This window comes from Bacteroidota bacterium, assembly GCA_013360915.1.
Taxonomy (GTDB): domain Bacteria; phylum Bacteroidota; class JABWAT01; order JABWAT01; family JABWAT01; genus JABWAT01.
Window position 1 is genome coordinate 257,334 of the sequence record JABWAT010000001.1, and the last position, 13,016, is coordinate 270,349.

General features: G+C 48.6%; 11 protein-coding genes. 4 read left to right on the forward strand and 7 right to left on the reverse strand.

All coding sequences use genetic code 11. From position 1 onward, the window contains the following. The first annotated feature begins 17 nt into the window (after positions 1-17). Positions 18-1,484, forward strand: coding sequence for a hypothetical protein (locus HUU10_01165; protein ID NUQ80195.1), 1,467 nt, complete (start codon positions 18-20; stop codon positions 1,482-1,484). A gap of 24 nt (positions 1,485-1,508) precedes the next feature. Further along, positions 1,509-3,353 (forward strand): hypothetical protein, encoded by a 1,845-nt coding sequence (locus tag HUU10_01170; protein ID NUQ80196.1) that lies wholly within the window; start codon positions 1,509-1,511, stop codon positions 3,351-3,353. 48 nt (positions 3,354-3,401) lie between these two features. On the opposite strand, the gene HUU10_01175 is transcribed toward HUU10_01170, so the two are convergent. From HUU10_01175 to HUU10_01200, 6 genes are all read right to left on the reverse strand, one after another. Further along, positions 3,402-4,694 carry an aminotransferase class I/II-fold pyridoxal phosphate-dependent enzyme gene (locus HUU10_01175; protein NUQ80197.1) on the reverse strand — a complete coding sequence of 431 codons (1,293 nt, stop codon included), beginning with the start codon at positions 4,692-4,694 and terminating at the stop codon, positions 3,402-3,404. Further along, positions 4,691-5,152, reverse strand: coding sequence for an Lrp/AsnC family transcriptional regulator (locus tag HUU10_01180; protein NUQ80198.1), 462 nt, complete (start codon positions 5,150-5,152; stop codon positions 4,691-4,693). The genes HUU10_01175 and HUU10_01180 overlap by 4 nt, the downstream gene beginning before the upstream one ends. Positions 5,153-5,356: 204 nt before the next feature. Further along, positions 5,357-6,556: an ADP-forming succinate--CoA ligase subunit beta gene (gene sucC / locus HUU10_01185; protein NUQ80199.1), complete on the reverse strand. Its 1,200-nt coding sequence runs from the start codon at positions 6,554-6,556 to the stop codon at positions 5,357-5,359. Positions 6,557-6,567: 11 nt separating this feature from the next. Beyond that, positions 6,568-8,130: an L-glutamate gamma-semialdehyde dehydrogenase gene (gene pruA, locus HUU10_01190; GenBank protein ID NUQ80200.1), complete on the reverse strand. Its 1,563-nt coding sequence runs from the start codon at positions 8,128-8,130 to the stop codon at positions 6,568-6,570. 38 nt (positions 8,131-8,168) lie between these two features. After that, positions 8,169-9,446 carry an inorganic phosphate transporter gene (locus HUU10_01195; protein ID NUQ80201.1) on the reverse strand — a complete coding sequence of 426 codons (1,278 nt, stop codon included), beginning with the start codon at positions 9,444-9,446 and terminating at the stop codon, positions 8,169-8,171. Positions 9,447-9,484: 38 nt separating this feature from the next. After that, the gene (locus HUU10_01200) at positions 9,485-10,162 is read right to left on the reverse strand and encodes a TIGR00153 family protein (GenBank protein ID NUQ80202.1); all 678 of its coding nucleotides are present in this window, start codon (positions 10,160-10,162) and stop codon (positions 9,485-9,487) included. A 152-nt stretch (positions 10,163-10,314) separates the two neighbouring features. Between HUU10_01200 and HUU10_01205 the strand changes: the two genes are divergently transcribed. Then, entirely contained in the window at positions 10,315-11,769 is a 1,455-nt protein-coding gene (locus HUU10_01205; GenBank protein NUQ80203.1) for an NOL1/NOP2/sun family putative RNA methylase, read from the forward strand. On the opposite strand, the gene HUU10_01210 is transcribed toward HUU10_01205, so the two are convergent. Next, positions 11,755-12,210 (reverse strand): response regulator, encoded by a 456-nt coding sequence (locus HUU10_01210; protein NUQ80204.1) that lies wholly within the window; start codon positions 12,208-12,210, stop codon positions 11,755-11,757. The genes HUU10_01205 and HUU10_01210 overlap by 15 nt on opposite strands. Positions 12,211-12,356: 146 nt before the next feature. On the opposite strand from HUU10_01210, the gene HUU10_01215 reads away from it, so the two are divergent. Beyond that, on the forward strand, positions 12,357-13,016 hold the full coding sequence (locus HUU10_01215) for a sulfite exporter TauE/SafE family protein (protein NUQ80205.1): 660 nt from the start codon (positions 12,357-12,359) through the stop codon (positions 13,014-13,016).

Below are 13,016 nucleotides of genomic sequence, written 5' to 3' on the forward strand. Positions count from 1 at the left end.
GACCAGAGGAGTACTCGATGGCCGGCAATATTTCTGATGAAAATGACAAGAAAAAACAGGATCCCAACCAACCGCAGCCACAGGAAGGCTTTGGCGATGACTTTCTGAGTCAGCTGGGTCTCGACATTGGTGAGATTTCAGGAGCTGTTGAGGAAATTATCACCGATCAGCCTCAGGTTGCCGAAGGCCCTGCAGGTGTCCGTGAAACAGCTGCCGGTATTGAGCTGACCATTGATGAGGAATTGGATTCCCAGATCGATGAAGAAGCCAAGATGTTTCTTGCCGACAAGCATTTCAGGGCCAATGAATTTTATGAAGCCCTCATCCCTGCTCTCGAGCTGAACATCCGCGTACGCCAGGGTCGATCAAAACGGGATGACGTGCTGGTTAAACGTCAGAATGAAATCATTTTTGAGTCGAACTATCAATTGGGTAAATACCATCTGATCCAGGCTTCAAAAACAAGTGGTGACATTGCCACGCATCACCGTCTAATGGGATTGATGCATCTTTATGGTGCTATTGACCAGTCATTTTTGCCAGGTCAGGAAGCCAAACGGAAGGAAATCGGTCAATACTGGAAACAACTGATCTACGGGTACCGGTTCGGGCAATACTACATCAAGTATGGCATGTTCTCCACCCTGACCATTCCCGGACCCGAGGATAACAGTTCAAAGGCTGAATTCTGGAGTTATCTCGGCACAGCAGAATCAGATAAACTGGCTAAAGAAATGTACATGCTGATGGCTTACAGCTATGACCTTTCTTACTACCGGTATCAGGTACGTCTGGCCACTTACTATGTCGAGACCAACCGATCAAAAGAAGGTTGCCGGTATATTCAGGTACCCATTCCTGCGGTGGAAGATGACGGAATCGCCTTCCTGCAAACTTTGCTGAAAAAGGATCCAACTCAGTTTGATGCTTTTGTTAACAAGGAATTCCAAAAGGATATCAAACGGCTTACCTCTCTGGCCGAGGCCGGTGACCATCGGAAACTTCATGATATCATGTCTGACTGGAGATTCCGGTTAAGCAGCATGACCCTCGATGTTCCCTACAAAAATTCCACCATCCGGCTGGAATATCTGAAGGCCTTTCAAAAATTGATGGAGGAAATGCAGAAATCGAATCCGACCATCCTGATCGATCAGTATATGTCTGATTACAAGCGGGTCCCGTTTGCCAATAAAGTACCTGTCATTCAGGAGTTCGCTTACATTGCCATCTTCTATTCTCTTGAAATGAATGAGAAGGCAAAAGGCGGATTCAACGTATTCGACATTGATGCAGAAGCGTTTATTGCCGTCGTTTATTCAGTTGCTGAGTATTTCCGGATTCTTTCAAATGACAAGGATCCACAGAAACAGTCAGCACTGGAAAACCAAAAGGCCGTTGTAAGAAAAACGTTTTCCAAATTCCAGAGTTCGCTCCAATCTAAAGGATATACGGTCAGCCGTGAACCCCGTCTGACGGTTTAACCCAGATTAACAGAAAGTTGTCCCATGTCCAGTACCGGTAAAATCCTCAGAACCCTGGCCATTGTCTGCATTGCAGCCATTGGTCTGGCCTTTCTCATCGATTCTTTTTGGGGAGGAAGTACGGTTTCACCCGGTGACAAGACCATTGCCACCCGGCATCAGCAACTTGCCGACCTGACTCTGAAGGCCTGGTCGGCCGGTTCCGAGGCGGTGACTGCACAATCTGGGGCCCTTTCTGCGAATGCCATCAAATCCTTGCATTTCGTCGATCAGGATGTGATGTCTTTGTCTTCATTCTCCTCTGTTTCTCAATGGAATATTTCAAGGGAGGACAGTTTACTCCTGCTGAAAAGCTACCTGATCAGAATCAGTGACAATCCGGCGGTACGGTTTGATTCCCTTGCCGGCAGCATGCGTTACGATGTCACAGCTTCCGCCGCAAGATTAATCAACCAGACAGCCGACTCTGTTCAGGTTACTTCCCTGATTCCGGTTGTGGCAGGAAGTTCATGCCTTCCCTGCCACGGTTCTGCCTCGACAGTGCCCGCCTTTAAATCGAACCTGAAAGGGTTTCAATCGGGCGATCTGATGGCGATGGTTAAACTCAGTACTACCGAACCGGTACCTCCCGCTACCTCGGGACTGACATTGCTGTTATCCTTTATCATTGGGATGGCAATCGTACTGGGCTGGCTTTTGATTACACAGATCCGGTCCATTGTAACCGAGCCTCTCACGATTGTATCCGATGCAGTGAACGCCATCCCGACGGGCAACTTCAGTTCAATCACCACTCAGGCAGATTCTTATCAGGAACTGACCCCGGTGATGTCCACCATCCGGAACCTGTCGACCCGTTACCGGTCCATGGTTGATGATGTGTCTGATTCTTCTTACCGGATTGCCCAATTTGTAACAACGATTGAGGGTAAAATCGGTGCCGTTACGCGCGCATCAGATGACCAGCTCGCCATTTCGCAGCGTACCAACACCCAGATTCTGGATCTGAGTTCTGGGATTTCTACACTGGCTCAGGATGGTCAGACACTTACCTACAGTGTATCTGAAACCACCAGCAGCATTCAGCAACTGATTTCGAATATTCAGGAAGCTTCACGCAATATTCAGGATAGTTCCAACATCATTAACCATATTATCAATGATGTACAGGAAGGCCGTTTTGCCATTGATCAGATCAACAATGGTATGCAGGAAGTTAACCACCAGATGGATCAGATGGTCAGCACCATCAAACGTCTGGAAAGTTCATCACGGGATATCGGAAAAGTAACCGAGGTGATCAATAAAATTGCGAAGCAAACCAACCTGCTTGCAGTAAATGCAGCCATTGAGTCTGCTCTGGCCGGGCAGGCCGGACGTGGTTTTGCTGTGGTTGCAGAAGAAGTCCGGAAACTGGCTTCCCGGTCAACAGAAGCGACCCGCGAAATCGAAGAACTGGTGTTTGCGATCCGGGAGGAAACATCGAAGGCTGTACAGGCTGCCTTATCTGCCACACAAACCACCCAGGAAGGTGTGGAATTAATCCGTAATGCCGAAGTGGTTCTGGAACGCATCACCCAGCACGCCAACCGGACCTCTGTTATCATGAGCAGATTAAGCCAGATGATGGATCTTCAGATTAAAAATTCGCAGCAGGTGGTGCTTAAAGCTTCTGAAATGACTGCAAAAGCCAGTCGGGTATCCACAACCACCGGGGAATATGTACAAACCGGCGAAAAGATTGCCACATCTATTCAGAACCTGAGCTCCACAGCCAGTCAGAACAAAGATGCTGCCAATGAAATCTACCAGATTGCCCGGCAGCTGACCAGTCAGACCGCCGCGCTCAGGAATTCAGTTTCCGCCTGATCCTCCGTTCTTTTGATCAATATAAAAGGGGCCTTTAAGCCCCTTTTTTTATATCGCTTTAAACGCCTCTTCCAGATCTCTGATGATATCAGCCGGATCTTCCAATCCGATGGAAATGCGGATTCCACCCGGATCCATGCCATGATTCACCTGCTCCTCTGCAGGAATGGCTGAATGGGTCATACTGCCCGGATGTTCAATCAGTGTTTTAATATTCCCCAGACTGACTGCCAGCGTAATGGTGTAGGAAAATGAGGCCAGATGGTTCATCAGCCGACGTCCTTTTTCCTTCTGATCTGCGGGAGAGTCCCCTTTGATCACAAAGTAGAGCATGGTTCCGGGAGCAAACTTCCCTTCCGGGCTAACCATTTGTCTTTTTGCAACGTCTGCACCAGGGAAGGAATCCAGACCTGGAAAATGAGTTTTCTCGACCATGGGGTGTTTATTCAGGTATTCAGCAACCGCGATGGCCGTTAATTCCTGTTTTCTTACCCGGATGTTCAGTGTTGGAAGTCCGTAGACCAGATGGGTCCACGCCGAGTGAAAGGAAAGGACCCCGCCAAAATCCTTTCGGTACAGCAGGAGTAAATCTCTGACGAATGATTTTCCGATAACAGCCCCACCCATGTCAGTACCAAATCCGCCAATGTTTTTTGTCAGGCTGTGAACCACAAAATCGGCCCCAAGGGTGAGCGGACGCTGGCAGACCGGAGTGGCAAACGTATTATCCACCACCATGTACAACTGGCGGGCCTGACCTCGTTTTTCATTTTCATCACGGATAACCTGAGCCACCCGGGCAATATCGATGATATCGAGGGTTGGATTTACCGGAGTTTCAAAGTAGATCACACGGGTCTTCGGGGTAATAGCTGCCTTCAGGCTTTCCATGTTTCGCATATCAGCCTGCCGGGTGGAAATCCCAAATCGGGGAAACCAGTTTGTCAGCAAGGAATAGGTGCAGCCATACAAGGTATGATGGTGGACCACTTCATCGCCAGACATACAAAGCGTGGCAAGAATTCCCGATATGGCTGCCATGCCGGTGGCAAAGGTCAGTGCCGTTTCTCCTTGTTCTGCAATGGCAAGATGTTCTTCGAGAATATTCTTATTTGGCTCGCCCAGCCGCTCATAAATCAGAATGGGTTGTTTTCCTGCCAACCCTGAATCGGTATGAGCGAACTCAAGGAACCCCTGAGCGCCACGTTCCACTGAATCCAGTTTAAAAGTGGCACTGGCAGAAACAGGGGGAACCAAATGGTGTGAATAGTCCCAATTGGTCGATTCCCGTTTCCCGTGTATCAGTCTGGTATCGATATGGTACTGGTCTTCGGTCTTCATGATTTACCCAGATTATACTTGTAAGATTTCTTGAAATTTTTCAGAACAAAGGAGGTATTCACGCGGTCAATCCCGGGAATTTTGGTCAGTTTTTCCCTGAGAAACCGTTCATACTCCGGAATGTCCCGTACGGCCACCTTCATCATATAGTCCGATTGACCACTGATATGATAGCATTCCAGCACATCATCCAGCGCTTCAACCGACTTCATAAACGTCTCGATGATATCGGCATGGTGGGCTTCCAGTGTCACAAAAATGAACGCGTGAACCGATTTATTGATCCGGACCGGATTGATGATGGCCACAAACTTTTCGATGTAACCAGCTTCCTCCAGCCGGCGAACCCGCTCCGAGGTGGCAGAAGGGCTAAGACCTACCGTTGCAGCCAATTGTGCATTGGTAATCCGGCCGTTGTCCTGGAGCACATTCAGTATTCTGATATCCATTTCATCCATACAACCTCCTGAAAATGGTAAAAACGAAGTTATGAACAATATTCGGAATTTTAAACAATATATCGTTATTTTCTCTGAATATATACACTATTGTAGTGTTAATCACTGACATTTAATGATAATATCGAAACTATCACGATTTAAGTATTAAAAAAAAAGGCGGGTGATACCCGCCTTTTATTAAGGTGATCAGAATAGAAGGGATCAGGATATGGCCTGAGTAACCTTTTGCGCGGCGTCCTTCAATCCTTCCGCCGGAATCAGGTTCAGACCCGATTTGGCCAGGATTTCCCTGGCTTCCTCTGCATTGGTCCCAGCCAGGCGGACAATGATCGGAACGTTGATTTCCATGGAACGGGCTGCTTCAATCACCCCGTTTGCCACGCGGTCACAGCGTACAATTCCGCCAAAAATATTGATCAGGATGGCCTTTACATTCGGATCTGACAGAATGATTCTGAATCCGTTACGTACTGTATTCACATTGGCACCACCCCCAACATCAAGAAAATTGGCTGGTTCGCCGCCTGCCAGTTTGATGATATCCATGGTGGCCATGGCAAGACCAGCCCCGTTAACCATACAACCCACATTGCCATCCAGCTTCACATAATTCAGGTTGCTTTTTGAAGCTTCAACTTCAAGCGGATCTTCTTCAGCCACATCGCGCATGGCTACCACATCCTCATGCCGGTACAGGGCATTGTCATCGAAATTGAGTTTTGCATCAAGTGCGAGCACCCGGTTGTCATTGGTGACAATCAGCGGATTGATTTCAGCGATGGAACAATCCATCTCTTTAAAGGCCTTGTACAAAGCGGAGATAAACCGTACTCCATTTTTGAACGCATCTCCCTCGAGTCCAAGGGCATAGGCCAATTTTCTGGCCTGAAAGGGTTGCAATCCGACCCGTGGATCCACATACTCGCGCACAATTTTTTCGGGGGAATGATGGGCCACTTCCTCAATTTCCATCCCTCCCTCGGTGGAAACCATGATCAGGTCCTTGCTTTTCGACCGATCCATCATGACGGCCACATACAACTCGCGTACGATGGTCATTCCTTCTTCGACCAGTAGCGTATTGACTGGTTTTCCTTCCGGACCTGTCTGAATGGTGACCAGGATATTTCCAAGCAGTTTTTCAGCCGTTTCCTTTGCAAGCTCGGGTTTAACAACCTTCACACCACCCTGAATGACCACCTTTGAGCGATCCTGTGATGAATAAACGGTTCCCTTTCCCCGACCACCAGCATGAATCTGCGATTTGAGAACCACAACGGGTGTGCCCAGTTTTTTAGCTGCATCGGCCGCCTCATCCGGTGATTTTGCAACAAATCCGTTTGGTACAGCGACCCCATACCGCCTGAAAATTTCCTTCCCCTGGAACTCATGAATGTTCATAACACCTGCCCTTAATTAATTTTCGTTGCGATGGATTGTGCCTGAAGGAACAGCAGCAAATAATCACTGCCACCGGCCTTTGAGTCAGTACCAGACATGTTAAATCCGCCAAAGGGATGAGCACCCACGATGGCCCCGGTACATTTGCGGTTGAGATACAGATTTCCTACAAAAAATTCATCTGCGGCCCTTTTCAGGACCTCAGTATTTTTCGAGTAAACGGCCCCGGTCAGTCCATACCGGGTTCCGTTGGCAATTGCGAGAGCATCATCGAAGGAATCGGCTTTCATTATAGCGAGAACGGGTCCGAAAATTTCTTCCTGAGCAATCACGGCATCGGGTTTAATATCGGCAATGACGGTCGGCTCAAGATAGTATCCTTCCTCAGACAGCCGTTTTCCACCGAAAACCAACCTTCCCTGCTGTTTTCCTGAGTCGATGTATTTCATGATGGTTTTGAGGGCCCGTTCGCTTGAAACCGGTCCCATGGATGGGTTTTGTTCAGCGGGTCCCACTGTCAGTCTGGAAGTGAGTTCAACGACCCGGTTCACCACCTGGTCATATACACTTTTATGAATAATAGCCCGTGAACAGGCCGAACATTTCTGCCCCTGATAGCCGAAAGCCGAGGCAACAATACCCTGAGCAGCCCATTCCAGATCGGCATCCTCATTGACAATGATGGCGTCTTTTCCACCCATCTCGGCAATCACCCGTTTTACCCAGATCTGACCAGGCTGAACTTTGGCAGCCAGTTCATTGATACGCAGTCCCACTTCCATGGAACCGGTAAAGGCAATCATTCTGGTTTTCGGATGAGTAACCAAAAGGTCTCCGATTTCACCGCCAGAACCGGTGATGTAATTAAGAACTCCACCGGGGATTCCGGCTTCAAAAAATAACTCAGCCACCATGTGACCAATGGCCGGGGTATCAGAAGCGGGTTTGAGAACCACTGTATTACCAGTAACCAAAGCTGCAGCGGTCATTCCAGCCAGAATGGCACAAGGAAAATTCCATGGAGGAATGACAAGAACCACGCCCACGGGAAGGTATTTCAGTTCATTCCGTTCGCCTGGCAACTGGTAAATCGGGGCCGGATTTGCGTAGCGGAGCATTTCCCGTGCATAAAATTCGAGAAAATCGATGGCTTCGGCTGTATCTGCATCGGCCTCGGGCCAGTTTTTTCCGGCCTCAAGAACCATCATGGCAGAAAATTCATGCCGTCGTTGTTTCATCAGATCTGCTGCCTTGAGCAGGATTGAAGCCCGGTGAGCGGGATCTGTTTTTGACCAGGACTTAAATGCGCTATGCGCCGATTCAAGGGCAAGAGTGGCATCAGCCGCTGAGGCAAGTGGAAACTCACCTACTACTTCCTTGCTGTTACTGGGATTGAGAGATTTAAACCAGGACGCGGCACCAAGCCGCTGTCCGTTGATGAGGTTTTCATACCGCTTTCCGAAAGTACCTCTGATTTTCTTCAGGGCCGCCAGCATGGGATCGCGGTTTTCAGGTTTTGAAAAATCAAGATAAGCCGTCGGGTGGTACGGCGGAAGCTGATCGGGTCGGATCATGGTTTACTCCAGGTTTTATTGGGTCAGAAAGAGGCTGGTCAGGCCTCGAAAATAAACAACATAATGTAATTTAAGATCACGGTCAGCAGCATGGCAATCGGAATGGTTATGAACCATGAAGAAAGAATGTCACGGATCACCCGGCCGTTGATATTCGACATACCCCGTGCAAATCCAACACCGATAACCGCACCAACCAGGGTATGAGTGGTCGAAATCGGAAGTCCCATGTAGGAGGCAACCAGAACGGTGGTGGCAGTTCCGAACTCGGCACTGAATCCACGGGTGGGAGTCAGTTCAGTGATTTTTTTACCAATGGTATCAATTACCTTGTAGCCATACGTGGCCAATCCAAGAACCAGTCCAATACCACCGAGAAGCAAAGCCCATGAAGGAATGGTGGATTTACCTGCCAGTGTTCCGTCATCAAGGACAGAAAGAATGCCAGCAAGCGGGCCGACCGCATTGGCCACATCATTGGCTCCATGGGCAAAAGCTACGTAGCAGGCGGTTACAATCTGCAGGTACTTAAATACATATTCCACATTATCCAATTGTTCCCGGGCCGACATGAGAGCCGTGTCGCCTTTAAACTTTTTCTTAAGGAACCAGGATGTGATAAAGGCTCCAAGGAGACCAATTCCGATAGAGATGGCAAGCACAACCTCAAACGAGATATCCAACTTCAGGTTTTTCAGTCCTTTGTACACCACTGAAAGTGCCAGAATGACAATGACCGCAAAAACCAGGTAAGGTGAGTAAGTGATCAGGTTTTTAGTAGGTGTCAGACTTTTGAAAAACAAGGTCTGAATGACCAGAAAAACAACATAGGCTAAAAAGGCACCGGTGAGTGGAGAGACTATCCATGATAAGACGATGGGTCCCATTTCTCCCCAGTGAACCGCACCAACACCATCGGTCCCCATCCAAAATCCTGAACTGATTCCAGCGCCGACTACTGCACCAACGATGGCGTGTGTTGTAGAAACGGGAAGTCCATAAAAAGTCGCAATATTCAACCAGATGGCAGCACCAAGCAATGCAGCCAACATGCCCCACAAAAACACATGTTCATGGCCGATGAATATCTCAACATCAATGATTCCCTTCGCCACTGTTTCAGTTACAGTCCCACCTACAAAATAGGCGCCCATAAACTCAAAAATAGCTGCAACAAAAACGGCTGAAGTTAGTGTAAGTGCTTTTGAACCTACAGAAGTACCGAATGCATTGGCGACATCATTGGCCCCGATGTTCCAGGCCATGTAAAGACAGAAAATAATGGCAATAATGAGTGCAATTGTACCGAATTCCATCCGGAAACCTTTTATTTAATTAACGAAACCGTTCATGATCAGGTGGGAATGAGGAAGACCCGTGTTCGTTTGGACATCATTTCTGATTTATCTGCCAGGACCGAAATGTTCTTAAACAGTTCGTACCAGAAGAATAATTCAACGGGGGCCATTTCATTCTCATGCTCGAACATTTTCTGTCCGATTTTATACTTCAGTTTATCGGCCTCGAATTCTATTTCACCGGTTCTGTCACAAAGTTCAAGCACGCGTTTGGCTTCAAGTCCGGAAAAACTGGACTCAACCATTTCATCGAGTTCCTGAACAATTTTTGAAGCCAGCTGAGTGGCTTCGAGGCATTTATCGATAAACCTGAAAATGTCTTCTTTCATGAAAGCGGGAACGGTGGATTTACGAAGAGTCAGCAATACAGCCACGTCTTCGGCTGCATCTGCTATGTCGTCCTGGGCACTTAGCTGGCGCAGGAGGTCCTTCTTTTCTACCGGGAGGAATATGGAATCGTGTATGGTGTTGCGGATCTGGTCTTTAATCTCATCGGCCTGATGCTCGAAAAACATGATCTGTTTGGCAATGTTCTTCACTTCATCATGCTTACCTTCTGCGAGTGCTTCAAACATCGGTCTGATCAGACCTGTACATTTATCTACTTCTGCCATTTGTGCCTGTAACTGGCTGAATGGAGACTGTTTGAACATTCCGGAAAAGATATTTTTCATGACGGCCTCTGGCGATTGAAGACCTGCTAAGGTAGAACAGCAGTTGGGAAAATTCAAATGATTTTTTAATCTTCCGGACAGCCACCGGATACAGAAGATAAAGACCTCTGATAACCAGAAATAACTGAAACCACACACCAAAACACACACCCATGGCCTTCACCCCACCGGTTTTATCACCCGATCTTGAGACTTTTTCACGTGCACATTTTGGTGAAGAGTATGAGCGGTTCATCAATGGTCTTTCCGAGAGAATCCGGACCAAAATCAGGCTGTCCGACCTGAAAATGCCGGCAGAGGAAACGTTGATCCGCCTGAAGGAAGACGGCTTACAGGTGGTCAGGGAGCCCTGGTATTCTCATGCCTGTCAGTATGACCCCCCAACCGCTTTTCCCGGGCAGACTCTGTCCCATCATCTCGGGCACATTTATCTGCAGGATTTCAGCTCGATGTTGCCGGTTCTGGTGCTGGATCCTAAACCGGGTGAACGTGTACTTGATCTTGCCGCAGCCCCGGGAAGCAAGTCGACCCAACTTGCACAGCATATGCAAAACCGAGGAACCCTCATCTCTAATGATATTGAACCGGGCCGGCTTGCCAATCTCATTTTCAACCTGGACCGGGTCGGTGCCGTCAATGTACAGGTTACCGGCCTTCCCGGTGAACAGATCGGTAACCTGCTCCCCGGGTATTTTGATAAAGTTCTGATTGATGCACCCTGTTCGGCACTCGGTGTGATTCACAATAAACAGGAAGTGGCTGGTTGGTGGACGTTTCAACGGATGAAACAGTTTGCCGGGTTGCAGGAAAAATTGCTGATTTCTGCTTTAAAAGCCTGTAAACCCGGTGGCATCATTGTGTATTCGACCTGCACACTGACCACGGAAGAAAATGAAGCCATTCTGGCCAGTGTGTTATCAAGACACCCGGGAGAGCTTCAGGAAGCCAACCTTCCCACAGCGTTCAGCGCCAGAAACGGAGGGATACCGGCAACGGATACCAGCATTCCGGTTCAACTATCAAAGCGTATTTATCCCATGGACAATGATTTCCGCTGTCAGGGATTCTTTCTTGCTAAAATCATGAAAACCGGTGAACGGGTTTCCCCAACTCCCCGGATGGTGCCCCAGAATCGCATTAAACCATCCCTGGAAGCTGATCTGAAACAACGCATGTCGGATTATTTTGGTATGTCACCCGACTGGCTGGCCCGATTCGGAATGGTGGAATCGGGAGATGTCTGGGCTGTATCGGAAGATATGATTCAGCCTGGTTTGCCTGGAGTCAGGCGAACAGGAATGCGCATGGGACGCTGGATGGGAAAACAACTGAAGATGACCACCGATTTTCTTCAGCTGGCCGGACCCCAGATCACCCGGAAACGATACGACATTACCGATCCCGCCGATTTCCGGTCCTTCATGGCCGGAAGTCCGGTACCCAACCATCCGGGCGAAACGGGACAGGTGGCTGTTTTTTACAGGAATTGCTGCCTGGGAAGCGGATTGGCACAGGGTGGGCAGATTAAATCACAGATTCCCACTGCAAAACGATACTTGCCTGGGAATATGAAACCAGGAAGGGATTCTGAATCAGATATCGGTTGATTTTTTCAGGAAGGTGAACAATTCCCTGAGGTTGAATGGCTTGGCCAGTAAACCAATGGCACCATCCTGAATCATGGAATCGACCTCATACCGATCGTTGTATCCCGAGCAGATCAGAACCCGTTGGGAAGGATTCTGGGTGATGATCTGCCGGAAAACTTCTTCTCCGTTCATCACCGGCATCACCATATCAAGGATCACCAGATCCCATGATTCCGGGGCTTCCCGGTAGAGACGCATGCCTTCTTCTCCATCGGGCGCAGTCACCACACGAAAGTTAACCGAACTCAGGACATCGGTCATCAGGTGTCTGATCAGGTATTCATCGTCAATGACAAGAATACGCTTTCCCTGACCATCAATGCTGGTCAACCAGTTTTCACTGGTATCGGATCCCGAGGGCCGGGAGGCAAATTCAGGAGAAGCAAACAGAGAAAACACTTTTATGTCTTTTTTAAGGATTGCGGTGATAAAAATAAGAATCCCTGAAGGAAGATACCAACAATTCATCATCTTCTAATGTTATTTTGATCACATTGAACACCTCTCAGGTTACCTTTGAATGTAATCAGTCACAGGATGTACACATGGATGCAATTCTCACTGGATTCAGTTTTGGATTTTTGCATGTTTTTTCAGGTCCGGATCATCTGGCAGCCGTGGCCCCACTCAGTGCAAATGCAAACCGCAAGGGCTGGCTGACCGGACTTCGCTGGGGTTTTGGGCATTCCACCGGCGTTCTGGTAATTGGAATTCTTGCCCTGATGTTCAGGGAATGGCTTGATATTGAGCTGATCAGTTCGGTGAATGAAAAACTGGTTGCCATCGTTCTCATCGGAATTGGTGCATGGGGACTTCTGACCCTGAGAAAAACCACCATCCACCGGCATTCCCATGATCACCCGGGTCATGACCATGAACATCTGCATGTGCATGTCGGTAATACCAGTCACCATCAGCACCGTCTGGCCCACACTGCCGTCGGAGTCGGGATTATCCATGGTCTGGCCGGCAGTTCCCATCTTTTCGGAATACTCCCTGCCCTGGCTTTCCCAGATACCGTTAGTGTTATTCTGTACCTGACCGCCTTCACAGTCGGAACACTGGCAGCCATGTCGGGTTTCGGAGGACTCACCGGTCTGATCGCCCACCGGTTTCAGCTTGCCGGACCCAGGTGGATTTCCGGGTTTATGGTGACCTGCTCGCTTTCTGCCGTTGTGGTGGGACTTTTCTGGTTCTTTATCTGA